This window comes from Synechococcus sp. PCC 7336, assembly GCF_000332275.1.
Classification (GTDB): domain Bacteria; phylum Cyanobacteriota; class Cyanobacteriia; order Thermostichales; family PCC-7336; genus PCC-7336.
On sequence record NZ_CM001776.1, the window covers coordinates 4,708,773 to 4,734,668 of the forward strand.

Sequence of the window (25,896 nt, forward strand, 5' to 3'; positions counted from 1 at the left end):
GCAATCATAGATTATCGAGCTTATCCTGCAAATTTTCAACCCAGTTGCGCATTTGCTTGCCAGCTTTCCGCCCTAAAGTCTTGGCGTTTTTGCCAGCATCCCGCACGGACTCGTCCTCTCCCACTTGCGAAACCAGATCTCCCAGAGCTCCTTTCACGTCCTCGACAAACTCGCCCGCTTCGCCCTCTTCCAAAAACTCAGCCAGTTTCTCGTCGAGTTGGTAGCCTTCCTCGCAGTTAATCACCTGCGTGCGGGCAGCGCGATCGTGCAGGCTTTGGCGCTTTTCCTTATCAAAAATGGCAAACAGGCTGTCAGCCACTAGCGGTACTCCCAATGCCTCGGTGGCAATTAGCAGCGAAGATACGCCTTCGCGGGCCACAGAGCGAATCAGAGAGGGAGGTTCGTCAGTTTGGGTATCGACCGTTTTAATATTTAAAGCCCACTTGCCCGCGCTTTGCCCCGTGCGCGATTGCCAATAGCCGCGATTGACCATCCAAGTGGCAAAAAACGCGCCATAGCCCATCACCCCGATTGCCTCGGCACCGCCGCCCCCTAAAGCCGCCAGTGCTTGAGCAAAGTAAGACACCCCCAAGCCAATGCCAAAATCGATCGCAAAGGCCCCCGCCCGCTTTTTCAAGCTGGCTAAGTGGGTGGCAGTATCAGTTTGAGACTCCGTTTGGGTACGGGTGTCGATTCTGGGATAGGCAATCTTTGGTGCCGGAGGCAGCGCGTCAAAACTTTTCCATTCCCGCGTTTTTTCCTGCAACTCGCGGTTCGGCTGCGGTTGCCTTTGCGACTGTCTCTGCGGTTGGTATCGAGAGCCTTGTAGGGGAGGTCTGAGAGGTTGCTCGGGCCGCCCTCGATACTCGGGCCGCCGAGGTTGATACTCGGGGGGGCGAGGGGGTTGCTGCTCGGGCTGCCGAGGTGGCTGCTGCTCGGGCTGCCGCTGGCGTGGAGATTGATACTTGCGAGAATCGGGGTCTCGATTTGTCATTGCAGTAACCGCGCCTAAGCCTATCCGTGCGTGTACCTTTCTATGTTAGCTGCCCAATCTGCTGAATTTGCCTGGATTGGGCGAGTAGATATTGAGCCCGTACGGGATTTTGCGCAGTTTAGCAGATTTACGATTGCCCTGCCGCCCGAGAATGCCGGAAAATTCCAGCCAGTCGGTCGGTTGGCACAGGGGATACGGCACCCTGGGTCACAGTCCGAGCCCCACAGGATTTTTGCGCCTAAATGCTGACTAAATCCTTTTTGTCACCGGCCAGCTAACACCTGAAAATTCGGACAACCGTCCCCCAGCGACGGAAATCCGTACGAAAGACTGCGATCGCCCACTGGCCCGAGCTGCAAGCTCGAATGGAATCGCGATCGCTGTTGTCGGCGAACCGCCTAAGCCTTGAGAGACAACGCTTTCGCAAGAGCTAGAGTGTTACAATCGCCGCAGTGGTTAGCCCCATCGAGACTCAGCAATCCCCTATCCAACATGATCCAAGCGCTTCAGAAAATTTTGGGCGATCCGAACGAACGCAAAGTTCGTCAATATCGACCCTCTGTCAAACTCATCAACTCTTTGGAGATCGAGATTGCGTCTCTGTCTGACGAACAGTTGAAAGCGAAAACCACCGAGTTCAGGCAGCGCCTGGACAGTGGCGAGCCACTTGACGATTTGATGGTAGAAGCTTTTGCGGTCGTGCGGGAAGCTGGCAAGCGCGTTTTGGGCTTACGGCACTACGACGTCCAACTGATTGGCGGCATGGTGCTGCACAAGGGCGAAATTGCCGAGATGAAAACGGGGGAAGGGAAAACCCTGGTATCCACCCTGCCCGCCTATCTGAACGGATTGACGGGGAAAGGCGTTCACATTGTGACGGTGAATGATTATTTGGCCCGCCGCGACGCCGAGTTAATGGGGCAAGTACACCGCTATTTGGGCCTCTCTGTGGGTTTGATTCAAAACGGCATGCCCCCTAGCGAAAAGAAACGCAATTATGCCTGCGACATCACCTACTGCACCAATAGCGAGTTGGGCTTCGACTATCTGCGCGACAATATGGCAACCACCATGCAGGAGGTGGTGCAGCGCCCCTTCAACTACTGCATCATTGACGAAGTAGACTCCATTTTGGTAGATGAGGCCCGCACGCCCCTGATTATTTCCGGCCAGGTGGAGCGTCCCACAGAGAAATACATGCAAGCGGCTGAAATTGCCAGCCAGCTAGAGGACGAAGACGATTACGAAGTTGACGAAAAAGCCCGCAATGTCATCTTGACGGACGAAGGTTTTGAGAAAGCCGAAGAGCTGTTGGGTGTGACCGACCTGTTCGATCCGAAAGATCCGTGGGCCCATTACATCTTTAATGCGGTGAAGGCAAAGGAGCTGTTTACCAAAGACGTCAACTACATCGTCCGCAATAAAGAAGTGGTGATTGTCGATGAATTTACGGGTCGGGTAATGGCGGGACGCCGTTGGTCCGATGGCCTGCACCAGGCTTTGGAAGCGAAAGAGCACGTCCCTATCCAAAAGGAGACCCAGACCCTCGCCTCCATTACCTATCAAAATCTGTTCCTGCTCTATCCCAAGCTATCGGGTATGACGGGGACCGCGAAGACTGAAGAAGCAGAATTTGGCAAGACTTATAACCTCGAAGTGACGGTCGTTCCCACCAACGAGCCGAATATCCGGCGAGATGCCCCCGATGTGGTCTATAAAAACGAGCAAGCCAAATGGATCGCGGTGGCGAACGAGATCGAGGACATGTACGAGCAGGGACGGCCCGTCTTGGTCGGTACCACCAGCGTGGAAAAGTCCGAGACGCTCTCGGCTATCCTGACCCAAATGAAGATTCCCCACAATCTCCTCAATGCTAAGCCGGAGAACGTGGAGCGCGAGTCCGAGATTGTGGCGCAGGCGGGTCGTAAGGGGGGAGTAACGATTTCCACCAATATGGCGGGACGGGGCACAGACATTATCTTGGGCGGTAATGCCGACTTTATGGCTCGTCTGAAGGTGCGCGAGCGGCTGATGCCCAAGTTAATCCAGCTCGACCCGAACGACCCGATGTCGGGCGCGGCTGGAGCCGGACGGGGTAAGAAGAAGGGGTTCAGCCCAGGCAAGAAGCCCAAAAATTGGACGATCGCCCCCGAGTTTTACCCCTGCGAACTCTCCGATAAAGCCAGCCAGCAATTGGATCGGGCGGTAGAAGCCGCCGTGGCGAAATACGGTGCCAACCGCGTACCGGAACTGCAAGTAGAGGAGATTTTGGCGATCGCCTCCGAGAAAGCCCCCGTGAACGACCCGGTGGTGCTGCAATTGCGGGAAGCCTTCCAACAGATTCGCAGCGATTACCAAGTCATTACCGATGCCGAGCACGAAGAGGTGGTGAATCTGGGCGGCTTACACGTCATTGGCACCGAGCGACACGAGTCGCGCCGAATTGACAATCAGCTGCGGGGCCGCTCCGCTCGCCAGGGAGACCCCGGTTCCACCCGCTTCTTCTTGGGCTTGGAAGACAATCTGTTGCGGATTTTTGGCGGCGATCGGATTGGCCGCTTGATGGACATGTTCCGGGTCGAGGATGACATGCCGATCGAACACCCCATGCTCACCGGTAGCTTGGAAAACGCTCAAAAGAAAGTCGAGACTTACTACTACGACATTCGCAAGCAGGTGTTCGAATATGACGAGGTGATGAACAATCAACGCAAGGCCATTTACGCCGAGCGCCGTCGCGCTCTGGAAGGGGACAACCTCAAACAGCAGATGCTGAAATACTGCCGCATGACAATGGAGGAGGTGGTGCGGGCCTATGTCAATCCCGAGTTACCCCCCGAAGAATGGGAGATGGACAAATTAGTCGGCAAGATAAAGGAGTTTGTGCCTCAGTTGAATCAGCTCAAAGCCAGCGACATCGAAGAGTTGGGCTTTGAAGATATGAACGAGTATCTCGCGGAACAGATCCAGTTAGCCTATGAAGCCCAAGAGTCTTATGTGGATACTTTCCGGCCTGGTTTGATGCGGGATGCCGAACGCTTCTTCCTCCTGCAGCAGATCGATACCCTGTGGCGAGAGCACCTGCAGCAGATGGACGCACTGCGTGAATCTGTGGGGTTGCGCGGTTACGGCCAAAAAGATCCGCTGATCGAGTATAAAAATGAGGGCTACCAACAGTTCTTGGACATGATGACCGACATTCGCCGCAATACGGTCTACAGTTTGTTCCAGTTCAAGCCTCAAGTTCCTGCTGCGGCCCAGCAGGCTGTGACGACTGCCGAGAGTGGCGTCATCGATGCAGAGTTTGCGGAGTAAGCTCTAGTTGCATGGCGATTGAGGTGAATGGCGATTGAACTGATCGTAGGACTGGGCAATCCCGGCCCAAAATATACTGATACGCGCCATAACTGCGGGTTTATGGCGATCGATCGCCTCAGCGATCGCTGGAAAATTCCCCTCAATCCAGAAAAGCGCTTTCAGGGAGATTATGGCGAAGGGGTGGGGCCGGCAGGCAAATTGCGCCTGCTCAAACCTAAAACCTATATGAACCTGTCCGGCCAGTCGGTGCGGGCGGCGATCGATTGGTTTAAGCTCGATCCCGCATCGGTGCTAGTGGTTTACGACGATATGGATTTGCCCTTTGGGCGGCTGCGGTTGAGGCTGTCGGGCTCGGCGGGGGGGCACAACGGCATGAAGTCCATCATTCAACATTTGGGCCAGCAAAATTTTCCCCGTTTGCGGCTGGGGGTAGGGGCTCCCGATGGCGATCGCGATGCGATAGGACACGTGCTGGGTCGCTTCACCCCCGAGGAAAAAGCCCATTTGCCCGAGCTCATCGATACCTCGGCAGATGCGATCGAATTGTGTCTGCGCCAAGATGTCCCGGCGGCCATGAACCGATATAATCCCAAAAGCAGCTAGAACGAGGGAGAGCCTCAGCCTCTCAAAATCATTTGCTAGACTGTATAGAACTTCGTCGAAATGTAAACAAAATCTATAGTTCTCAATCTATTTCCTCGGATTGAAGCCAATCTGTAATTGCATTTACAACGGTTTCAGCTTCCGTTGACTAAGATGAAGTTATTGCAAAGTTGTCGATCTGCCCCCGTATCGGGTATCGGGCTGAATTACTTTGCCAGTGCCCCCCCCCCAGCAGTATCCGTTTGAGAACTTGCTAGGTCGCCCCATTTGAATCTTTTTCTAGGGAGAACTCAATATGTCTACTCCTGCAGCCTGTGAGTTGAATACTTCTCCCAACCGGAATCGGGTTACGGTCAATGTCTCCTCCAAGATGTCGCGATCGCAGCGGTCCGAGCAGGATTCGGTCGGATTGTTCCTGCGGGAAATGGCGCGCTATCCATTGCTCACCGCCAGCCAAGAGGTGGAGTTAGCCCGCACGATCGTGCAGGGAGGCGAGGCCGCAGAGCAAGCAAAGCAGCGGTTGGTCCGGGCCAATCTGCGTCTGGTTGTCTCCATCGCTAAGAAGTATCTCAACCGTGGCGTGCCATTTTTAGACTTGATCCAAGAGGGGTCGATTGGCTTGATGCGGGCGGCAGAGAAGTTCGATTACGAACGCGGCTACAAGTTTTCTACTTACGCCTATTGGTGGATTCGACAGGGGATTACGCGGGCGATCGCCAGCCAATCTCGCACGGTGCGCCTGCCCGTCCATATGGTGGAAAAACTCAATCAGGTTAAAAAAGCTCGACGGGAGCTGGCCCAGCAATTCGGTCGCCGACCCACCAAGGAAGAAATCGCTGCAGCACTGGATCTAACCCCCGATAAACTCGATGCGGTGATGGATGCGGGACGACGCACACTATCGCTGCACACGCGAGTGGGCAAAGAGGAAGACACAGAGTTGATGCAGTTGATTGAAGATCCTGACGAGTTACTGCCGGACGATCGCATCGATCTCAATCTGCTCTCGGAGCAGGTGGACGATTTACTGGAGCATCTCTCTTCTCGCGAGCGAGACATTATTCGGTTGCGGTTTGGTCTGGCCGACGGTCGCAGCCACACCTTGGCAGAAATTGGCGATCTCTACAGCCTTTCCCGCGAGCGGGTGCGGCAAATTCAGGCTAAAGCCATGCGCAAGCTGCGCCATCCCCGCCGACAGTCTCTATTGCGCGACTGGGCAGAGCTTGAGTGATTGGGCTGGGCTCGATTTTGCGGGGAGTCGCTCTGCTAGCGAAAAGCTCGGTAGAGCGCTCTGAAATGAGAGCCCCAAACCTTTAGTCTATACCCGATGAGTCGAAATGAGTACGACATCAACCTGCGCAGTCTAGTCGGCGATTACAGCCAGGACTTTCTCCAATGGCTGCTGGACGATACGGCTGGGGTGGAGGAGATCGTCAATCCGGTATTTGCCTCTCGCGAGCGACGAGCAGATTTTGTTATACGCTATACCACTTCCGATGGGGGGAGCGGCATTCTCCACATCGAATTTCAGCGTCGGCCTCTAGCAGAGATGCCGCTGCGCATGGCTGAATATTCGCTGTTTATCTTACTTAACTGTGGCAAAGCACCCACTCAGATCTTGATATTGCTGGAGGACAGCAAAGCGGCTCGGGAGATGCCCGATGTCTACGAATGTGGCGGGATGCGAGTGCAATTTCGGATTGTCAGGCTGTGGGAGCAAGATCCAGCGGCGATTTTAGCCAGCGATCGCCCCGGTCTTCTCCCTTTGGTACCCCTGATGGGACCGCCGAACAATCTGAAGCAGCGGCTTGAGGCTTGTGAAGCGGCAATTTCCGAGCGAGTAGAATTAAAGTCGAGACAACAGGATTTGCTCGCGGTGGCGGTGCTGTTGAGTTCGCTCCAGCCAAGCGGGCGGGGTGTAATTGAAGAATTCCTCAGGAGCAAAAAAATGTTGGATCTGATGGAGTCTCCCCTATTAAAGGATTGGCTGAGCGAAGCTGAGACTAGGGGCAAAGCTGAAGGTAAAGCTGAAGGTAAAGCTGAAGAGGGGCAGCGGATGCTCGTCCGACTCCTGTCCCGTCAATTTGGGCCGCTTCCTCAAGCCGTCTCGGCATCGCTACAGGCGATCGACAATCCAGAACGACTAGAAGAACTTGTCGATGCTGCCTTGGACGCCACCAGCCTAGAAGATTTTCAAAAGCACCTCTAAACATCTTGTGCCCAACGGGGGCGGTCAGTGACTGGCTGAAGCTCCAACTACAATGGGAGAAGAGATTCGCAACTAGCAAGGAGAGCCGCTGTGGCTTCACCGCGCACAATGGTGATGGACGCTGTCGATCGACTGGATTGGCGCGTTACGGTTGGGGACGTGGCAGCAGAAACAGGACTGTCGCTGGCCGATACCCGTCAAGAACTACTCTCGCTTGCTCGCGATGCAGGCGGTCACCTACAGGTGGCTGAAAGCGGCGACATTGCCTACCGCTTCGATCGCCACTACCGCAACGAGCTGCAGCGCCGACAGCGGCAAAGCCAACTGGCTGCCCTCAAACGCAAGCTGTGGCAGGGATTCCTATATGGCTTGCGCCTCTCCTTCGGGATTGTGCTGGTGGTGTCGATCGCCCTGGCCGTCATTGTCATTACCATTCTGATTGCCTCCAGCCAAAAGGATGGCCGCAGAGACAGCCGCCGTCGCAGTGGCGGTGGTGGCTTTGTCTTTATCCCCAATCTGTGGATGGGCAACCCCTTCTTCTCCCCTCGCCCTTACCGATCGCCTCACCAGCGGCGCTCGCGCTCGCACCCTCGCGAAGACTCCAAACTGAACTTTTTGGAAGCGGTCTATTCCTTCCTATTCGGCGACGGCAACCCCAACGAAGATCTAGAGGAGCGCCGCGATCGGGCGATCTCCAATCGCATTGCCCATAACGGCGGTGTCATTACCGCCGAAGAAGTTTTACCCTACTCGGACGTATCCCCCCAGAACGAACAGGTGGTGGAAGACGAAGATTATATGCTGCCCGTGCTGATTAACTACGATGGTCAACCGGAAGTTAGCGATCGCGGCGACATCATTTATCGATTTCCAGAGTTGCAAAGTGCTGCCGCAGAACGGCAAGCGCAGAACATACCGGCCTATTTGAAAGAATTTGACTGGAACTTTAGCTCGGCCACTTCCGGTCAACTGACACTCATTGGCAGCCTCGGCGGCGTCAACCTCCTGCTGTGGCTGGGGTTGCAAGGATACAGTTTCCAATTGGCCGATATTCTCAGTATTCCTCCGGGGCCAATCGTCCTGGTCTTTGCATTGCTGGCCCTCTACGGCTTGCTATTTCTCGCAACACCAACGATTCGTTGGTTTGCACTCAAGCACCGAAATCAAAAGGTCGAGGCTCGCAATCGCGATCGCCGCACTTGGCTCGAACAACTGGAAACCCCTGACGAAGCCCTGCGCCACAAGATCGCCTTTGCCCGCCAGTTTGCCGGTACAGAGGTGTTTGCTGAAGACGAAGCCATTTATACCACCGAACGCGATCTGATCGAGCAACCCGACTACGAACTCAACAGCCCCGAATTCCGCGCGCTGGAGGAAGGCGAACCTCGGTCCAGGTAAACGGGCAGGAAACCCTTTATGCTGGTGTACGAATCGCATTCAAGGATCTTGACGTCAATGGCTGGTGAAATCTTTTCGATTGCAGGCTTAGCATTCGCCCTGACCGTCGGCGGTATTGCTATCGGCTACGGCATTCTGTGGGTTTGGAACGGTGGCAGTTTTTCTGAAGAAGACTAGAACCCCCATCCACAGCCCCAATCCTCGATCGCCTGCTGGCATCCCCCGCTCTGGGGGATTGTTTCGATACATTAGTCCTGCATAGGTGGAGATTCTGTCAACTTGAGGTGTGGAGATGGCAGCGGTTCGATTGGAGGGCATCGAAAAGTCGTTTGGGGGCACTCCAGCGCTACACGCCATCGATCTGGAGATCCGCGATCGCGAGTTTATGGTATTGGTCGGTCCCTCGGGCTGCGGCAAAAGTACGCTGCTGCGCATTGTGGCCGGACTGGAATCGCCCACCCGAGGGGAAGTGACGATCGGCGATCGCCCCGTCACCCACCTGCCCCCCAAAGCCCGCGATATTGCCATGGTGTTTCAAAGTTATGCGCTGTATCCCCATTTGAACGTGTACGACAATTTGGCGTTCGGGCTGCGGCGACAGGGTCGGCGATCGCACAATCCCTTCTCCCCCGAGCGAAGCCATCAACATCGGGCCATCGACCTGCGCGTCCGCGATATTGCCAAGCAATTGCAAATCGATGCTCTGCTCCAGCGCAAGCCGAAAGAACTCTCGGGGGGACAAAAGCAGCGGGTGGCCCTCGGTCGCGCCATGGCTCGCAATCCACAGGTGTTTTTGTTAGACGAACCACTGTCGAATTTGGACGCGCAATTGCGGCTGGAAACGCGATCGCAGATTGTACGGCTGCAACGCCAATTAGAAACCACCGCCATTTATGTCACCCACGATCAAACTGAGGCCATGACGATGGGCGATCGCATTGCCGTGCTGCGCTCCGGCTATCTCCAACAGGTGGATACCCCGCTCAATCTCTACCGCCAACCGGCCAATCAATTTGTGGCTCAGTTCATCGGTTCCCCCCCCATGAACTTCCTGCCCGTCACCCTCGATGCTAATGGAGAGCTGCGCGGTTCCGATTTGCGCCAGCCGTTGAGCTCGAACGAGCTCTGGAGTTCGCAGCTCCCCCCCCATACTCCCCTGACGTTAGGATTTCGACCGGAGCGAGCCATGCCCGCCATCCCAGAGGAGGCGCATTTGATAGGTACTGTGCAGACTGTCGAAGTGCTGGGGGCACAAACAATTGTGGCAACCGAACTCGAAGCAGGGCGATCGATTCAAGTCATTGTCGCTCCAGAGCTGGGATATCGCCCGGGAGAGCGCGTAGGGTGGCGGCTGCAGGGCGATCGCCTCCATTTCTTCGAGCGCGAATCTGGTCGAGCTGTATCCCATCCAGAACGGGCGGCGATCGTCTAGAGTGCGAGTGCAGACAAGATATCTGCCCCCCGATTGCGTAGCGCCTGCAATAGGCGTTTACTCGTGGCATCCTCGTCCAAATAAAAGCGAATAAACCTCATCCATGTTAAGACCTGGAGTTTTCAGGCATTGCACTCGGCCCCCTAAATCCCCCACCAGTGGGGGACTTGTGAGAGTCTGTTGGCTTCGTTCTACAACTTGAATGACCGCGATTGGCCGGTTCGTCTTCCCAGTCTCCAAACCCTAGCTAGCACTGTCGTCAAGTCCCCCAGAATGGGGGATTTAGGGGGCGAATGCAGTGGTTAACAGCGTTAGTGAGGGGGACTAAAAGGTGCCCCATTAAAACTACAGGTTTCTGACTAGACTTGGTTTAGCTGTCATAGCAGGGTCTATGGAGCCTGAGATGCCAATCTGTCATACTCTGCAGACTCTTCCACTAAATCCTGCTCGATGACGGGTCGGTTGGCATAATAGTAGGCCAATGCCGCATATACCTGGGCTAGCGTCAAATAGTCTTTGTCAGTCACGATTTCGTCTGGACTGTAGCCTTGCTTGTACAGAGCAACTATCCGTCCAAACGAAGTTCCCGTTCCGGCAATCATTGGGCGGCCTCCCTGAATATTGGGGGAAGCGGCAATCAAGCGACCCATATCAAACAGAGTTAGGGACATGCGTTCTAACTGAGGCGATAGCTTTGTCCGCAATATAGCGCTTCCGCGTTATCGAATTCACGCCTGTCACGCCCGCCAAATCGATCCTCAGCGACTGGATTTCCCCGTCTGTGGGTAATCTTCACTGTGATAGAACTTGCAGTCCCTCGTTGAAAGTCCCGAGCAAGAGCCAAGGGATCGGCGGCAGGAAGCACTAACCCGCCCATCCCTTGCAAAAAAGCCGATTCCGACTTCCCAAACCCCTTCCCGCAATCGAGCCGAGATCCATCCATCGTGAAATACGACATCCAATACAAACCCGCCTTTTCCACCGTCTTTGTGACCCTGGACCCCGGCGAGAGCATTATGGCCGAAGCGGGAGCCATGGCCAGCATGGACTCTGCCCTCAGAGTCAAAGCGCAATGGTTTGGGGGTATTGGCTCGGCCTTTCTTAAGGCCTTTTTTGGCAAAGAATCTCTCTTTGCCAACACCTTCACCAACCCCACCGCCCTACCCCTCCAGGTGGTCCTCACCCAATCCACCGTTGGGGACATTTCGCGCCTGCAACTCAACGGCAACTCCATCTGCCTGCAGCCCGGTGCCTACATCGCCCACACCACAGGCGTCAAGGTGGGGGTTCAATGGGCCGGATTCGCTAGTTGGATTGGTGGAGAAGGGTTATTCCGGCTCAAACTGAGCGGTCGCGGTCTTGTTTTCTTCGGCGCATATGGCGGTCTCACCCATCGCCGTATTGACGGCGAATTTATTGTGGATTCGGGGCATCTCGTTGCTTACGATCCCGGCATCAGATTGAGTCCCAAACTGGCTGGCGGTCTATTGAGCTCGCTCACATCTGGAGAAGGATTGGTCACTCGCTTGCGGGGGCGCGGCTCTATCTACTTGCAATCCCGCAGTACGAGCGGTTTATTGAAATTTCTGAGACCCAAAGTCAACATGACAAGCGGGAGACGCAGGCGATGGTGGTAGTCGGTCTTTTGTTATCGCTCTTTTGTCCTTGTCTTTATCCCCTGTACAATCCCGTCGATCGCATTTCCCTAGGAGAACGCATTTGTGAAGGTTGACGTTTTAAACCAGCCCGATAGCACCGTGGCCCACATCACATTCGATCGCAACGAGCAGATTGTGGCCGAAGCTGGAGCCATGATTGCCATGAGTGGCCATCTGGAAGCCAATACCACCTTGCTGCAGGGCAAAGGGGGCGGGCTGTGGGGAGGACTCAAGCGAGTCCTCGCGTTGGAATCTCTCTTTTTAAGTACCTTCAACACCACCAGCCAACCGGGGGAAATCTATCTAGCCCCCAAACTCCCTGGAGATATTGCTGCCTGCGAGTTAACGCCCGCAGGATTGGTGGTGCAGTCCAGTAGCTATTTAGCTAGCACCCCCTTTGTCAATATCGATGTGGGAGTGCGCGGGCTCAAGAATTTGTTCGCGGGCGAGTCGTTATTTTGGCTGAATGTCACCGGCAGTGGCGTAGTCCTACTTTCCAGCTTCGGAGCCATTTATGAGATGGAGGTGAACGGAGAGCACACGGTTGACTCGGGCCACATTGTCGCCTTCGAACCCAGCTTGAACTTCACCATTGGCAAGGTCAATTCCAGTTGGCTGGGGGCCTTTGCAGGCGGAGAAGGGTTCGTCTGCCATTTTGAAGGGCAGGGCCGCCTCTATTGCCAAACCCACAATCCTGGTGTCTTTGGCAGAACGATCGGCAGTCAACTTCCCCCCCGCTAATTTCCATTCTTCCCCCTGCTCTCGACCCAATCCCAAGGAGCGATCTCGTGTCTACCCCCTTCCAAGTGGAACACGCCCCCGCCTACGGCATGCTGCGCATGCAATTGGCAGCGAACCAAACTATGCTGGTGGAATCAGGTGCCATGGCAGCGATGGACCCCTGGATCGACATGAAGTCAAAGGTGCGCGGCGGATTATGGCAGGGGCTCGGGCGCGTGTTGGGGGGAGAATCGCTGTTTGTGAGCGAATTTAGTACAAAGCAGCGATCGGGCATGTTGTTTCTCTCGCCGGGGATACCGGGAGACATTCACCACTACAAGCTGGAAGGCAATGCTTTGATGGTGCAGTCATCGGGATTTGTGGCTTGCGACCCCACCATTGAATTAGATACCAAATTTCAGGGAATGCGGGGGTTTTTTAGCGGCGAGTCCATCTTCTTAATTCGGGCTTGTGGCACGGGAGACTTTTGGTTTAGCTCTTACGGAGCCATTTTGGAAATCCCCGTGGAGGGGGAATACGTGGTAGATACGGGCTATGTGGTGGCATTTGAAGACACGCTAGATTATTCCGTCGAGGTTTTGGGAGGTTTGTCGTTTAAAGGGTTGCGGACGGCAATATTTGGCGGAGAAGGCTTGGTCTGTCGCTTCCGAGGCCGAGGTCGATTGTGGGTGCAATCGCGCCACTTAGGGTCTTTGATGAATTTCCTCTATCCATTCCGCCCGCAGAAAAATAATAATTAGAGTTCGAGTCCTGTGAGCCTTCAACTTCCCCCCGGTACAGCCACCTATCAGCCGAATCGCCACCCGCCCCCCAAGCTCAGACAGCTAGTGGGGGTAGTGGCGACAATCGGGTTGTCGATCGCCCTAGCGATCGCTTTGGTCGCGTGGCTGCTTTTGAGTAGTGCCGAGCGGCTCGCTCTAACAATCCCGCCGGAATGGGAAGCGCAGTTGGGCCAGGTCGTGACCCGATCTTTCAGGGCTGAGGCAGAGGGGGGACCGGTGCAAGCCTCCCTCAATCAATTGCTCGATCGCATGGAAGCGCAGTGGGTCGATCCCGAACGGCCGCAGCGAGATGTGGAGCTACTGTTTATTCCCGATCGCGAGCTCGTCAATGCCCTTGCCGTTCCCGGCGACGTGGTAGTCATCTACGGCGGCCTATTGGAGACAGTGGCATCGGAAAACGAGCTGATGATGGTCTTGGGGCACGAATTGGGACATTTTGCCCATCGCGACCACCTGCGCCGTTTGGGGCGAGCAATGGCTTGGCAAGTTGCCCTGTCACTGGCATTGGGAAATCTCGATATTCTACAAGCTGAGGTGGGGCAGGCTGGAGCGGCGATCGCCCAAGCGCAGTTTTCGCAGGGGCAGGAGCGAGCTGCCGATGAATTTGGCTTGCAACTGCTCCAGCAGGTATACGGTCACGCAGGGGGGGCAACTGACTTTTTCGAGGGCAGAAGCGATGCGCGCGCCCTAGCGTTTTTCTCCAGTCACCCCAGCAATCGCCGCCGCGTCGAGCGGCTCAATCGTCTCATCGCCGAGCGGAACTTTACAGTAGAGACGCTCGCGCCTCTGCCCGCTGCCCTAGAAACTTGGAGAGCAGCCCAGTAGGTGCCCTCCATGTGCCTGTTCAGTCCATTGATGTTTTTATGAAGTTGATATAAATTTTTCACAAAATAATTTGGCAAGATCGATCCAGCGGTCGGACATTAGTGTTGAATTTTTCCAGGAGGTGAAGTGTAGAGTGTGCCTATTACCCTGCTACCCAAGATCGATAGACGTAGTGTCCTGACAGCGAATTACCTGTGAAAATCCTGCTAGTCGAACGAGATGAAGTCCTTGCGAGTCGCTTAGAAGCGGCACTCGCTGGAGAGAACTATGCGATCGAACGCGCGACAGACGGACAGGAGGGCTTCAATCTGGTAGAAGCATTTGACTACGCCTTGGTATTAGCCGAAGTGGATTTGCCACGCCTAGATGGCATTCACCTGTGCGAGAAGTTACGATCGCACGGCAACCAAACCCCCGTCATGTTGCTGTCGGAAGCAGGTGCCGATGACGGTCGCGTTGCGGCATTAGATGCAGGTGCCGATGATTGCGTCGCTAAACCCTGCGACATCCCGGAACTGCTAGCCCGCATCCGAGCCCTGCTGAGGCGGGGCAGTTCCACCCTCATGCCCGTGCTGGAATGGCGCAATCTCACCCTCGACACGGTCTCTTGCGAGGTGGCCTACAATCGCAAACCCATCTCCCTCACCCGTAAAGAATACGGCATCCTCGAACTGTTCATGCGCAACCAGCGTCGCATCTACAGCCAAAGCGCCATCCTCGATCTGCTCTGGTCGTTTGACGAACCCCCGGCAGAAAACACCGTGCGAGCCCACATCAAAAGTTTGCGGCAAAAACTCAAAAAAGCGGGTGCCCCCGCCGATCTAATCGAAACGGTGTACGGTTTGGGCTACCGCTTCCGCCAGCCCCCCGACAAAGAAGAGCTGCCGCCGAGTCCCCCTGCGACACAAACAGTTGCAGAGGTGCCTGCCGAGCAAATTGATGGCGAGTTAGCCGATATTTGGGAGCAGGCAGAGGCTCAAATTCAGCAGCGATTGGCCAATGTGCAAATGGCGATCGCCGCGATTGCCAGTAACGTATGCGATCCGACTAGCCGACAAGCAGCCCAGCAAGAAGCTCATACCCTCGTCGGCTCCCTCGGAGCATTTGGTTTGAGTTACAGCTCTCAGTTGGCCCGCACCATCCAACAGGCCCTCACCCCCGATCGCCCCCTCGACCCGAGCGCGATCGCCCAACTGGAAGGTTCTCTGGCACAGCTCAAGCAAGCCTTAGAACAATTGACTGTAGCTACCTCCAACTCCGCAACACCGATCGCCGAGCCCCCCAACCCCAAAATTGCCGAAACAGCAGGGGGCAATTTACCCAGTCTGTTGGTGGTGGATGACGACATTCATTTGGCCAGCCTCGTCCGACGCGAAGCTGCAGCCTGGGGGTTGCAGCCAGAGGTGGCCTCCAGCATTGCTGAGGCTCGAAAGGCGATCGCGCTCCAGCCTCCCGATGCCATCTTGCTCGATCTGGGCTTTCCCGATACCGCAGAAACTGGCTTTACGTTGCTAGAAGAGCTATCGACGCGAGAGACTGCTATCCCGGTGGTCGTGTTTACGGCTGAGGATGATTTTGCTGCTCGCGTCAAGGTGGCTCGCTTGGGGGGACAGGGATTTCTGCAAAAGCCTGTCGTACCCCGCCGCGTTTTAGAAACCGTCATCCAAGTGTTGCAAGACGCGAACACTGATGAGGCCAAGATTGTGGTGGTAGATGACGATCCTCAGGTGCTCGATACTGTTCGCACTCTGCTGCAGCCGTGGGGGTTCAAGCTCATTCTGCTAGACGATCCGGCCCAGTTTTGGGATGTTTTAGTGAAAGCAGCCCCCAACCTGCTGATTTTGGATGTGGAGATGCCGAACCTGACAGGCATCGATTTATGTCAGGTGGTGCGTAACGATCCTCAATGGGGCGATTTGCCCGTACTGTTCCTATCAGATAGCGTCACCCCCGCCGACATCCACGAACTGTTTGCAGTGGGCGGTGGCGACTACGTCCGCAAACCGATCTCCGAGCCGGAATTAGTGGCGCGGGTACTCTCGCAACTGGAGCGATCGCCCAATCGCGGCCTGCGCGGAGGGGTAGATAGTTTGACGGGGGGAATGAGTCGCCGCCGCTCCATTCGCGAATTGTCTCGCCTCTTGTATCTAGCCAGTCGCCATCGCCAACCCTTAAGTCTGGGAACCATCTCGATCGATCGCTTCGATCGCCTGCAACAGCGCCACGGGCGCGCCATCTGCTATCAGGTCTTGAAATATTTGACCGAAGGGTTGCAGCAGGGGTTGCGGCAGGAGGATATTGTGACTCGCTGGGAAGACGAAACGTTGGTGGTATGCACCTACGATATGAACCGTTCTGAGGGCCAACGCCGCCTATCGGCTATTTTGCAAGACTTGCAGCAGCACGAGTTTACGGGCGCTGAGGGAAGACCTTTCCGAGTCAAATATCGCTGGGGCATGGCCGAATATGGCGAAGACGGTCAGGATTTGTACAGTTTGTATAAAACCGCTACATCCCGAAAAGAGTAAGCGCAATCGGCGGACGCTAAGTTTGGCACGGGTGAAAAGAAGTTCGTCAAGCTCGCACACACCGCTGCTACCCTGAAAAGAATTAACCTTTTATCGAGTCCTGTCAAACCCGTGAACGCAAAAAGTAGTCTCCTGCTCTTCGGAGCCTGTTTCTGTGGCGTCGGAGTCACCGGCTGCATCTTCGAACTCGCCTATGGAGCACCCAAATTTGGCACGCTGGCTAATTACGTCCTCTTAGCTTTAGGTATCCCTGCCACAGCGGCCTTCTTCTTAAGCGCAGTCAAAGCAGCTAACGCTCAGGAGAAATAGTTCCCCTAACCGTATCGTTGCCAACTCGCCCCACGGGAACGAGCCCTAGGCATAGTGGCGGGAGAACCCGTTTACCAACACTTCGAGTGGATCGGCTCCATTGTCCCCCAGCTCGGCTTTCGCCTCTTCCGACACCTCGTGTACCACATCGGCAGGTAAGTGCAAGAGCTCCGCTAGATGGTGAAATGCGTCTAACTCTTGCAGATTGACGGTGGGCTCCCCCTCAGTGCGGGCACTAGATTCGATGGTGAGATAGCCCAATTTGAGAATGAGGCGGCGATCGCTTTCCTCCGGCAGCAGGGGCAGTACTTCCTCTAATGGAATCTGCTGAGTGAAGTAATCCTGAATGCGCGTCGAGAGGGCGGCGCGATCCTCTGGACTGCTGGCGAAGGCAGCCGACAGTTTGTCGGCCATCGTGACAATTTCTTGGGACTCTAGCACTCCGTCAGCCCAAGCCATAGCTGTCACAGCTCGGAGAATGTTCATTTGTTTGGGAGAGATCGCGGGAGGGGGAGGAGTCGTCAGCATAGGTCTCACCTCTTGTAGCAGCTATTGCATTGACGCTCTCCCACCAACCCTAAAGGGTATGGAGTGAGATTCCCGTTTCACAGACCCTTAACTAGAGCAGTCTAATGACTAACTCCCCGCCAGACCGTCTCCGCAGGCATTTTAATTTAACGTCCACGGTGCGCCCCACCGCCGACGAAGAACCAGTACAAAACTGTATGTTCAACCTCTTGCGCACAAAGTTTTAGCCTCAGCACGATTTAGCTGAGGAACCCCATAGCTTGTTTTCAAGCTTCAGCAAGGGTTCGCCACCTCCCTATCAATCACGTTTCTGCTCTCGGAGTCCAGTTATGGATATCCTGCAAGGGCCGTCGCCGTGCGATAAAGCAATGTTAGCTTTGGCGGATTCCCATCGCAAGCCAAACTTTGCTCGGTGTGGGTCGCCCGCCGCTTCACCACCCCCCAAGCCTTCGGCTATGGGCGGAGCACTGCGACGGAATTTCAGTAGTTTACGAAGTTCGAGTGGGCTTGAAAAGCCATCCCTTTACAGGCCATTGTGGGGGAATCGTTCGGTGAGTGTATCGACGAACTACTGCAAAACCTTGATATAAAAGGGATTTCATGACTTCTGGTTTCGCAATCTGCTACCTAAAGCTCGAGATTGAGGCTCGATTCAGCCGCGATCGGAAGATTTGATTTTAAGGATCTTTTTACAGAAGGGCGATCGCTGGCAGGATCGGAGCAGTCGTCGAACTGCTGTCAGATGAAAGCCCCAGCCTCCACCCCCACGCGCCCCTATCACGCGGTTCCGATTGAAGACTGCGGCGAGCCACTGGTCGAATTACCCTCCCAGATACAGCGGCTGGAGCCCCATCCCTATCGGGCTCTGGGGGCAGATTATCAGGGGCGATCGCCTTTCCAACTGCGCTCGGGGGCGGTGCGTCGCTTGGAGCGAGCTCAATTGGAACTGCAGCGGCTTCAGCCCGGTTGGCAATTGCTGATTTTTGATACCTATCGTCCCATTGCCGTGCAGCGTTTCATGGTGGAATACAGCTATCGACAGTTGTTGCACGCTCGGCAGCTAGACCCCGAGGAACTTTCAGAGCAACAGCACCAGCAGCTTGTGGATGAAGTGTTGGCTCTATGGGCTTGGCCCAGTTCCAATCCTGCCACACCGCCTCCCCACAGTACGGGAGCGGCGGTGGATTTGAGCTTGGTCGATGGATCGGGCTGCGAAGTGGAGATGGGCTCGCCCATTGACGAACTCTCGGAGCGATCGCACCCCGCTCATTTTGAGGGTAGCTCCGACCCCGACAGTCAGCGCTACCATTGCCACCGGCAACTGCTGCATCAGGTAATGGCGATCGCCGGATTCCAGCGCCATCCCAAAGAATGGTGGCATTTTTCCTATGGCGATCAGATGTGGGCGTGGCTATCTCGGCGCGAGGGAAGGTCGGAGGCGATCGCGATCTACGGTCGCGTTGAGTAGTCTTGCATCCCATTGCTGAGATCGAGCTTGTCTCTTAACGGAAGATGCAACTATCAGTGTCATCCTATGCCACCATAGGCACAGCAAGTTTTGCTTGAGTTGGAGGTTTTGGTATGTTCGAGTGCTGCTGCGATTGAGCCCAACACCTAATTCAACCTGAGTTCGATGGCTCTGTATGGCCCTCACCCCCAGCCCCTCTCCCAAACTTGATACTGCTGGCCAATTTAACATTTAGAAATATTGGCATGGTGCAAGTCCTCTGCATGGCCCTCACCCCCGGCCCCTCTCCCAAGTTTGGGAGAGGGGAGAAACAGCCGAAAATCCTTACGGGGCCTTGTTCCCCTGCCCCCAAAGTTGGGGGTAGGGGTTAGGGGAAGGGGGCCACAGGCATCTAGACAAATGGCCAATGTTTCGGAATATGAATTTCGCCAGCAGCATCAAACTTGGGGGAAGGGGTTAGGGGATGGGGGCCAGATACCTGTCGAACTGACGTTAATTCAGTAGCGGTCAACAATTAAAGGTGTTTTCTGTGGGACTGAATGCAAAGCAGCGCAAAACTCCGATCGCAATTTATGCAACGCCAACCCCTTCGGATGTGAAGTGGAGCGACATTGAGAAATTACTCTTGGCTTTAGGGGCTGAAATGGCGGAAGGACGAGGCTCGCGAGTTCGATATGCCCTGAATGGCAAGCGAGCTGTCTTTCACAGACCTCATCCACAACCAACAACTGACAAAGGAGCGCTGCGTTCTGTTCGACAGTTTTTATCGAATGCTGGGATTTAGGCACTGGTTCCGTTGGATGTGATGAATAGCTCCAAACGGTTGCTATCAAAGGATCTTAGCGTTTTTGGTGGTGAATAGCTGTAATCCTTGCTCTAAAGGCGTTTGATTGATTTTCCCTGTCAAGCTGAACCAGTGCCCTGGAGACTGGAGCTGGGATTAATCCACCGGACCAATCACGATATCGAGGCGGCGACCTTCAATTAAAATGCCGCCATCGCCTACTAGCATGACCGAAATCCACTTCGAACCGGGGCGGATGGGGGCATCGGCACGGCGGAAAATGCCGCCTGCTTGAAGGGGCTGCAGGGGAAGGGGAGGGCTATCGAGATAAGTCTCTGGAGTAATCGGCTCTTCGAGCGCAGCTCCCAACATCAAGCTGTCCCCCAACGGTTCTTCAATAATCGCCTCTACGTCGAATACCGAGCCCACCGACACCTTCGCAGGAATGTTGAGCGTTGCATGGGGAGGGGCATCGCCTGCGGTCAAAGTGGTAGATTCGGCCAAAACGTCCTGTTTGACTAACAAGAGGCGATCGGGCTGGTCGGGATCGGGCTGAAAGAAATTGCGAACCGTGTTGCTGCCCTGCAAGTGGAAATCGCCGCGCTCGGAGGCTTGAGTGCCTCTCAAGACCGTCACAATGGTGGCCTCAATGCCATCATCCACAGCTTTCCAGTCCGAAATAGTCGCTGCGTAGGTCAGACCGGGATGAGTATCCCAAAAATTCGTCAGTACCGTCTCGATCGCCTCTAGCGTCAAACCATCCCCATGGGTGAAATTGGGGCTGTAGAGGGACATCACCCTCTCCAAATCGCGATTGTTAGCCGCCTCCAATAGGGTGTCGAGGGCCTGTTGCAATTCTGCAGGAACATCGCTCGCAGCTTCTACCGCAGCCTCCAAGGAAACAGGGGGGACGCTCTCTGCCAGAGCGGGAGAGGACACCAGCGGCAGCAGACAGGCTAAACCAGTGGCGATCGCCAAAGCGCGCAGGGAATGGCTGAAAGACGTTGCGGGTGTAGACGATTGCAAAGGCTCACCTCTCTATTTCTCTGAATGCATCTTAGCAACCTCAACCACTGGACGATATGGTGCAATTGTGAAAGCCATACCGCACCGGCATGACAATTCTGCTCGTCGATCCGATCCCGAGGGAATGTTTGCCCTGCTGGAGTTGTTCGAGGTTGTATCGATAATGCCCGCAGCCCCCCCATCTCAACCGCATCTCGCGATCGCCGCCAGCGGCACTGGCGGTCACGTCTTTCCCGCACTTGCCGTGGCGGAATGTCTGCCAGATTGGGAGATCTCGTGGTTGGGCGTACCCGATCGCCTCGAAAGGCAATTAATTGGAGATCGCTATCCCCTCCACACGATCGCGATGTCGGGCTTGCAAGGACGACCGGGATTGAGCTGGCTCAAAGCCCTCTGGCAATTGGGGGGCGCAGTTCTAGACCTGCGTCGGCTATTGCGACAGGGGCAGTTTGCCGGGGTATTTACCACAGGCGGCTATATTGCCGCTCCCGCCATCTTGGCAGCACGATCGCTGGGGCTACCGGTGATTCTGCACGAATCCAACGCCCTTCCCGGCAAAGTCACCCGCTGGCTCGCCCCTTGGTGTACGTCGGTGGCATTGGGGGTACCAGAAGCAGAACACTATCTGCCCAAAAGTGTCACAAAGGTCGTGGGCAATCCGGTGCGCGATCGGTTTCGCCAACCTCAACCGCTCGATTTACCCATTCCCGACAACGCTCCTTTGATTGTGGTGACTGGCGGCAGCCAGGGGGCGCGCGGGCTCAATCGGTTAGTGGTGGAAGCAGCGCCTGCGTGGATCGAGCGGGGAGCTTGGATCGTCCATCAAACTGGGGAATTGGATGCGACAGCCATTGCTGAATTGGCACCCCAATCGTCTCAATATCTGCACTTTCCGTTTTGGCAAGACATGGCAGCCCTCTATCAGCGAGCCACATTTGCTATCTGCCGCGCGGGGGCCATGACCTTAGCCGAACTGGGGGCAACCCAGACTCCGGCCATCTTGGTGCCCTATCCCTACGCAGCCGAAGATCATCAGTATGTGAATGCGATCGCCTTTGCCCGCAGCGGTGCTGCCGTCGTCCGCCGCGAAGCCGACCTCACCCCCCAAACACTGGCAGATCTAGGCTCTCAATGGTTGAAGAAGCCCGCAGAGATCGCCGCCATGAGGAAAATGCTAAAGTTCGAGGGCGATCGCAGTGCCAGTGCAGCCACAGCCCAGTTGATTCGCGAGACAATGGCAGGCAGCTCAGATCGTGGGAAAAGCTCCACAGCATGAGTCCGATCGAATCCCGCGATAAGATTCTAGAATTCAACCCCAGCGATCGCCCATGAAGCAAGTGGACTGGCAACCCGGCAAACCCTATGACGACATCCTGTATCACAAGGCTGATGGCATGGCGAAAGTCACCATCAACCGTCCCCACAAGCGCAATGCTTTTACCCCCAAAACGGTCTTCGAGATGTACGATGCCTTCTGCGATGCGCGGGAAGATCGCAGCATTGGCGTTATTTTTCTCACGGGAGCAGGACCCCATACCGACGGCAAATACGCCTTTTGTTCGGGGGGCGATCAGAGCGTGCGGGGTAAAGCGGGCTACGTGGGGGATGACGGCGTACCCCGTTTGAACGTATTGGATTTGCAGCGGTTAATTCGGTCAATGCCGAAAGTGACGATCGCGTTAGTGGCGGGATACGCGATCGGGGGCGGACACGTGTTGCACTTGCTCTGCGATCTCACCATCGCTGCCGATAACGCCATCTTCGGCCAAACGGGTCCCAAAGTCGGTAGTTTTGACGGCGGCTTTGGGGCCAGCTACCTCGCCCGCATTGTCGGTCAGAAAAAAGCCCGCGAAATCTGGTTTCTCTGTCGTCAATACAGTGCCGAACAGGCGTTGCAAATGGGGTTAGTCAATACGGTCGTACCGGTCGAGCAACTGGAAGCGGAAGGAATTCAATGGGCGCAGGAAATCTTGAATAAGAGTCCGCTGGCAATCCGCTGTTTGAAAGCTGCACTGAATGCCGACTGCGACGGTCAGGCAGGACTTCAGGAGCTAGCAGGTAATGCCACGCTGCTCTATTACATGAATGAAGAAGGCAGCGAGGGCAAGCAAGCCTTTCTGGAAAAGCGCCCGCCCGATTTCCGCCAATTTCCCTGGTTGCCCTGACAGTAGAACGGTAAATATTCTCTTGACCGTTCTAAATCTCCGAATTAGAGTTGGTATTATTAATGCACTAACGTTGCAACGATCGCCTCAGGTCAATCCGTGAACAATTTTCGATTTAACTTTTGGTTTGTGGAGGGCACCTGAGCTAAGTTGCTGCAATCAGTCATGCTTCAGGTGGACCCAACGCACATTTGCTTGGGTCTTTTCAGTTTTTAAGAGAGGGAATTCTCCGTGACTTCAGCCGATACGACAAACATTCGAGACGGCGATCGCCGATTTTTTAGCGGCTTCTGCTTTTGGTTCGGACACAGGTCCGGGTAGACAGTCGCACGCTTGCACCCACTGCCCGGACCCCTGCGGTACCGGGCTTTTTTATTGCTAAACCTGCAGATTCACCATCCAATATCCAGAGGCTTTACCATGAAAGACGCTCGATTGACCCGCAAACAAACCCCCAGCCACACCTCCGCGATCGCCATTACCGATCGCCTCGCCATCGGCACAGAAGCCATCACCCTCATTGCCGGTCCCTGCGCGATCGAAAGTCGCGAGCAAATGGAGGCTGTCGCCGCCCACCTAGCTCCCAGCCCGATCCAAATGCTGCGGGGGGGAGCCTTCAAGCCCCGCACTTCGCCCTATAGCTTCCAAGGCTTGGGGCGAGCGGGCTTAGAGATTATGCGCGATGTAGGACGAGCCTACGACATGCCGGTGGTGACCGAGGTGATGGCGGTCGAACAGGTGGAGGCGATCGCCGATTGTGCCGATATGCTGCAAATTGGCAGCCGCAATATGCAAAATTTCGACTTGCTTAAGGCGGTGGGCCAGATCGAGAAACCGGTGCTGCTCAAACGCGGTCTGGCCGCCACGCTAGAAGAATTTGTCATGGCCGCCGAATATATTATGAGCAGCGGCAACCCCAATGTTGTCCTGTGCGAACGAGGCATCCGCAGTTTCGATACCTATACTCGCAATGTTTTAGACCTCGGGGCTGTGGTTGCCCTCAAACAACTCACTCACCTGCCCGTCATTGCCGATCCCTCCCATGCCGCCGGTCGTCGCGAGCTGGTGGCCTCCCTCTCCAAAGCGGCGATCGCCTGTGGAGCCGACGGCCTGATCGTAGAATGCCACCCCGAGCCCGATCGCTCTGTCTCCGATGCTCGCCAAGCCCTATCTCTCGATGCTATGACTGCCCTGGCTGACAGTTTGCCTGCGATCGCTGCTGCTGTTGGCAGAACCTTACCGGCTACTTCTGCTCCCTTGCCCGTGGCCGTTTGATGCCACCAGCCAGGTAATCTCAATTAAACTCGAAAAAATTATTCAGTAATATTACGGAGTCTTTGACATTTCCTTACACCATCTTTATAGTGGTTACCACGGTTCTATGTCAGGCGTATAGAAGGAGCGCGCAGGAGTAACCTCTAGATGGGAACAACTGCTTTACTCGAACTTCAAGAATCTTATGCGCGTACACGTAGATCCGCCCCTAAATAGAGGGGGCATAATCTACCCATTGCCACTCATTGGAGTTAAACAGCTATGGACTTCGATCTCATCAAAGCAGTTGTGCAATACGCCCTCGGCTCTGAGTCTTTGGCCCCTTCTGAGGCCGCTGCCGTCAGGGCTGCCATTCAGTCTGACTCCAACAAGCAGCGGGCAGACCTCCTGGTAGAAATGCTGAACCTGAACTCTCAATTACACTAAATCTGTCAATATTCAATTTTAACTCGTGTCGATCGAGTGGTTGCTCGGCCCGTCTTCAAAGATTTAACTGAATCGATGCGTCTGGCGTTGTCCGCTGCTGTTATTGAGTAGCGGGCATTGTTCTTTCAGAGCGATCGCCCCGCCACAGTTCGAGATCTATCTCGTCCTGTCTGGTGGCGATTAGACTGGGACTGGTGCGTTTGAGAGGTTGTGATGGTATTGATTGATAATCGAGGGCGATTGTTCGGCAAGGTCAGCATTATCGATCTTGGGGCTGTTCTCATCGTGGCGATCGCGGTGGCAGCCGTGTTTCTGTTTCCGGGCAATCAGGCTGCGTCGGTAGTATCGGGAAACCGATCCACTCAGGCGGTAGAGGTGGATATAATGGCCCGCCGGGTGAGCTTGCGATCGATGGATATCTTCGAGCCGGGGAGTAGGGCCAATCTGATTATTCGCAATCAGCCCTATGGCCAAGTGGAGGTGATGGGGGTGGAAGATGTCAGCCGCAAAGTGCCGGTGGTGTTGCCCAATGGCGAGATTCAGCGGTTGGCAGAGGAAGCCTATAGTGCGGATATTGTACTGACGATAGCGGGCAATGCTTCCATTACCGATGATGGCGTGGTGTTGGGCAATAGCAAGGTGAAGGTTGGCGTGCCGATTGAAATTGAAACGTTTGACTATTTGGTTCGAGGCAGCGTCATGGACGTGCGCATTTTAGACGCTAGTTAGCGGCAGACTTCTCGAACGAGGGCACTGCTGATGCTGGGAAAGAGCGAATTGAGTTCTTGCGGGGTCAGTGCCCCATTGCAAACATTATTGCGAATGTGCCAGCGATCGAGGGCTGCTTGCGAGAGTTGACCGCTGCCAGAGGGGGTTGTGCCACCTGGGCTTGCGGGTGGCAGGGGTTCGAAGTCAATTGCGAGATCGTCAGTTTCTATCGGGGCTTCGGGGACGATGGGGGGTAATTCTTCCTCGGCTGTTGGAGCTGTGCGGGTGATGGGGGTTGATGCTTCTTCTACCGGAGGGGATGCGGCTGGTGGAGTGGAGACTGGGGGCGCGGAGGGAGCCAAGCGTCCGGGGTCGTCGGTTGGGATGTTGCGAGAGCGCCGGATTATCTCTGCTCGGGCGGCGGGCAGGGTGAAAAGGGCGATCGCGCCTCCCACTAGCAAGGCTTTGAACAATTGGCTTCTGACTGGCCTACTCATCAACTCCAACATTTAAACATCCTCGCAACCATCTCAATTATTCCCCACACCTTAGCGCTTGCCCAGTTAGGGTTGGTGGCGATCGGTAAACGCGAGGGATCTGAGGGCGATCGTTACGAAGTTTGTTTTTTGAGCAATTTTAAAGTTGAGAAATCTCAGCACAAGTGTTACCGAACAAGTCTGAGCTTCAGATATCTGAGTATTTTTACATAAAAGCATTAG

General features: G+C 55.2%; 25 protein-coding genes. 20 read left to right on the forward strand and 5 right to left on the reverse strand.

Annotation, left to right across the window (positions count from 1 at the left end):
- Positions 1 to 4 precede the first annotated feature (4 nt).
- Complete coding sequence (locus SYN7336_RS27310) at positions 5 to 994, reverse strand: RDD family protein (RefSeq protein ID WP_017328169.1); 990 nt, start codon at positions 992 to 994, stop codon at positions 5 to 7.
- Positions 995 to 1,486: 492 nt separating this feature from the next.
- On the opposite strand from SYN7336_RS27310, the gene secA reads away from it, so the two are divergent.
- The 7 genes from secA to SYN7336_RS22350 all read left to right on the forward strand — a co-directional run bounded on the left by secA (position 1,487) and on the right by SYN7336_RS22350 (position 9,954).
- On the forward strand, positions 1,487 to 4,309 hold the full coding sequence (secA, locus tag SYN7336_RS22320) for a preprotein translocase subunit SecA (protein WP_017328171.1): 2,823 nt from the start codon (positions 1,487 to 1,489) through the stop codon (positions 4,307 to 4,309).
- A gap of 27 nt (positions 4,310 to 4,336) precedes the next feature.
- A complete protein-coding gene (gene pth / locus SYN7336_RS22325; RefSeq protein ID WP_017328172.1) occupies positions 4,337 to 4,915 on the forward strand; it encodes an aminoacyl-tRNA hydrolase in 579 nt (192 codons plus the stop codon).
- Positions 4,916 to 5,210: 295 nt separating this feature from the next.
- Complete coding sequence (locus SYN7336_RS27315; protein ID WP_038026194.1) at positions 5,211 to 6,146, forward strand: RNA polymerase sigma factor RpoD/SigA; 936 nt, start codon at positions 5,211 to 5,213, stop codon at positions 6,144 to 6,146.
- A gap of 96 nt (positions 6,147 to 6,242) precedes the next feature.
- Positions 6,243 to 7,124, forward strand: coding sequence for a DUF4351 domain-containing protein (locus tag SYN7336_RS22335; RefSeq protein WP_017328174.1), 882 nt, complete (start codon positions 6,243 to 6,245; stop codon positions 7,122 to 7,124).
- 90 nt (positions 7,125 to 7,214) lie between these two features.
- Positions 7,215 to 8,522 carry a hypothetical protein gene (locus SYN7336_RS22340; RefSeq protein WP_227498562.1) on the forward strand — a complete coding sequence of 436 codons (1,308 nt, stop codon included), beginning with the start codon at positions 7,215 to 7,217 and terminating at the stop codon, positions 8,520 to 8,522.
- A 57-nt stretch (positions 8,523 to 8,579) separates the two neighbouring features.
- Entirely contained in the window at positions 8,580 to 8,699 is a 120-nt protein-coding gene (locus SYN7336_RS33155) for a PetM family cytochrome b6-f complex subunit 7 (RefSeq protein ID WP_017328176.1), read from the forward strand.
- 115 nt (positions 8,700 to 8,814) lie between these two features.
- Entirely contained in the window at positions 8,815 to 9,954 is a 1,140-nt protein-coding gene (locus SYN7336_RS22350; RefSeq protein WP_017328177.1) for an ABC transporter ATP-binding protein, read from the forward strand.
- Between the two features lie 389 nt (positions 9,955 to 10,343).
- Here the strand turns inward: SYN7336_RS22350 and SYN7336_RS22360 are convergent, their stop codons facing one another.
- Positions 10,344 to 10,625, reverse strand: a complete 282-nt coding sequence (locus tag SYN7336_RS22360; RefSeq protein ID WP_017328179.1) for a DUF433 domain-containing protein — start codon at positions 10,623 to 10,625, stop codon at positions 10,344 to 10,346.
- Positions 10,626 to 10,898: 273 nt separating this feature from the next.
- Here SYN7336_RS22360 and SYN7336_RS27325 point away from each other — a divergent pair, with 273 nt between their 5' ends.
- From SYN7336_RS27325 to SYN7336_RS22390, 6 genes are all read left to right on the forward strand, one after another.
- Complete coding sequence (locus SYN7336_RS27325; RefSeq protein WP_017328180.1) at positions 10,899 to 11,591, forward strand: TIGR00266 family protein; 693 nt, start codon at positions 10,899 to 10,901, stop codon at positions 11,589 to 11,591.
- An 84-nt stretch (positions 11,592 to 11,675) separates the two neighbouring features.
- A complete protein-coding gene (locus SYN7336_RS22370; protein ID WP_017328181.1) occupies positions 11,676 to 12,353 on the forward strand; it encodes a TIGR00266 family protein in 678 nt (225 codons plus the stop codon).
- A gap of 47 nt (positions 12,354 to 12,400) precedes the next feature.
- Entirely contained in the window at positions 12,401 to 13,093 is a 693-nt protein-coding gene (locus SYN7336_RS22375) for a TIGR00266 family protein (RefSeq protein ID WP_017328182.1), read from the forward strand.
- Positions 13,094 to 13,105: 12 nt separating this feature from the next.
- Entirely contained in the window at positions 13,106 to 13,960 is an 855-nt protein-coding gene (locus tag SYN7336_RS22380) for a M48 family metallopeptidase (RefSeq protein WP_017328183.1), read from the forward strand.
- 194 nt (positions 13,961 to 14,154) lie between these two features.
- Positions 14,155 to 16,488 (forward strand): response regulator, encoded by a 2,334-nt coding sequence (locus tag SYN7336_RS27330; protein ID WP_017328184.1) that lies wholly within the window; start codon positions 14,155 to 14,157, stop codon positions 16,486 to 16,488.
- A 111-nt stretch (positions 16,489 to 16,599) separates the two neighbouring features.
- Positions 16,600 to 16,797, forward strand: a complete 198-nt coding sequence (locus SYN7336_RS22390; RefSeq protein ID WP_017328185.1) for a hypothetical protein — start codon at positions 16,600 to 16,602, stop codon at positions 16,795 to 16,797.
- 45 nt (positions 16,798 to 16,842) lie between these two features.
- Here the strand turns inward: SYN7336_RS22390 and SYN7336_RS22395 are convergent, their stop codons facing one another.
- Entirely contained in the window at positions 16,843 to 17,325 is a 483-nt protein-coding gene (locus SYN7336_RS22395) for a TerB family tellurite resistance protein (RefSeq protein WP_017328186.1), read from the reverse strand.
- A gap of 742 nt (positions 17,326 to 18,067) precedes the next feature.
- On the opposite strand from SYN7336_RS22395, the gene SYN7336_RS22400 reads away from it, so the two are divergent.
- Together SYN7336_RS22400 and SYN7336_RS32530 are read left to right on the forward strand one after the other, a co-directional pair.
- Positions 18,068 to 18,793 (forward strand): M15 family metallopeptidase, encoded by a 726-nt coding sequence (locus SYN7336_RS22400; RefSeq protein ID WP_017328187.1) that lies wholly within the window; start codon positions 18,068 to 18,070, stop codon positions 18,791 to 18,793.
- A gap of 529 nt (positions 18,794 to 19,322) precedes the next feature.
- Entirely contained in the window at positions 19,323 to 19,577 is a 255-nt protein-coding gene (locus tag SYN7336_RS32530; RefSeq protein WP_038026196.1) for a type II toxin-antitoxin system HicA family toxin, read from the forward strand.
- Positions 19,578 to 19,733: 156 nt separating this feature from the next.
- Here the strand turns inward: SYN7336_RS32530 and SYN7336_RS22410 are convergent, their stop codons facing one another.
- Positions 19,734 to 20,603 (reverse strand): hypothetical protein, encoded by an 870-nt coding sequence (locus SYN7336_RS22410; protein WP_156820282.1) that lies wholly within the window; start codon positions 20,601 to 20,603, stop codon positions 19,734 to 19,736.
- A 163-nt stretch (positions 20,604 to 20,766) separates the two neighbouring features.
- Here SYN7336_RS22410 and murG point away from each other — a divergent pair, with 163 nt between their 5' ends.
- From murG to SYN7336_RS22435, 5 genes are all read left to right on the forward strand, one after another.
- Positions 20,767 to 21,879, forward strand: a complete 1,113-nt coding sequence (gene murG, locus SYN7336_RS27335; RefSeq protein ID WP_156820283.1) for an undecaprenyldiphospho-muramoylpentapeptide beta-N-acetylglucosaminyltransferase — start codon at positions 20,767 to 20,769, stop codon at positions 21,877 to 21,879.
- A gap of 52 nt (positions 21,880 to 21,931) precedes the next feature.
- Entirely contained in the window at positions 21,932 to 22,768 is an 837-nt protein-coding gene (gene menB, locus SYN7336_RS22420) for a 1,4-dihydroxy-2-naphthoyl-CoA synthase (RefSeq protein WP_017328191.1), read from the forward strand.
- Between the two features lie 420 nt (positions 22,769 to 23,188).
- Entirely contained in the window at positions 23,189 to 24,043 is an 855-nt protein-coding gene (gene aroF, locus SYN7336_RS22425; RefSeq protein ID WP_017328192.1) for a 3-deoxy-7-phosphoheptulonate synthase, read from the forward strand.
- 261 nt (positions 24,044 to 24,304) lie between these two features.
- Positions 24,305 to 24,469, forward strand: a complete 165-nt coding sequence (locus tag SYN7336_RS31825) for a hypothetical protein (RefSeq protein WP_017328193.1) — start codon at positions 24,305 to 24,307, stop codon at positions 24,467 to 24,469.
- A gap of 213 nt (positions 24,470 to 24,682) precedes the next feature.
- Positions 24,683 to 25,198, forward strand: coding sequence for a DUF4330 domain-containing protein (locus SYN7336_RS22435; RefSeq protein ID WP_017328194.1), 516 nt, complete (start codon positions 24,683 to 24,685; stop codon positions 25,196 to 25,198).
- On the opposite strand, the gene SYN7336_RS22440 is transcribed toward SYN7336_RS22435, so the two are convergent.
- Positions 25,195 to 25,674, reverse strand: coding sequence for a hypothetical protein (locus tag SYN7336_RS22440; protein WP_156820284.1), 480 nt, complete (start codon positions 25,672 to 25,674; stop codon positions 25,195 to 25,197). The genes SYN7336_RS22435 and SYN7336_RS22440 overlap by 4 nt on opposite strands.
- Positions 25,675 to 25,896: the final 222 nt, after the last annotated feature.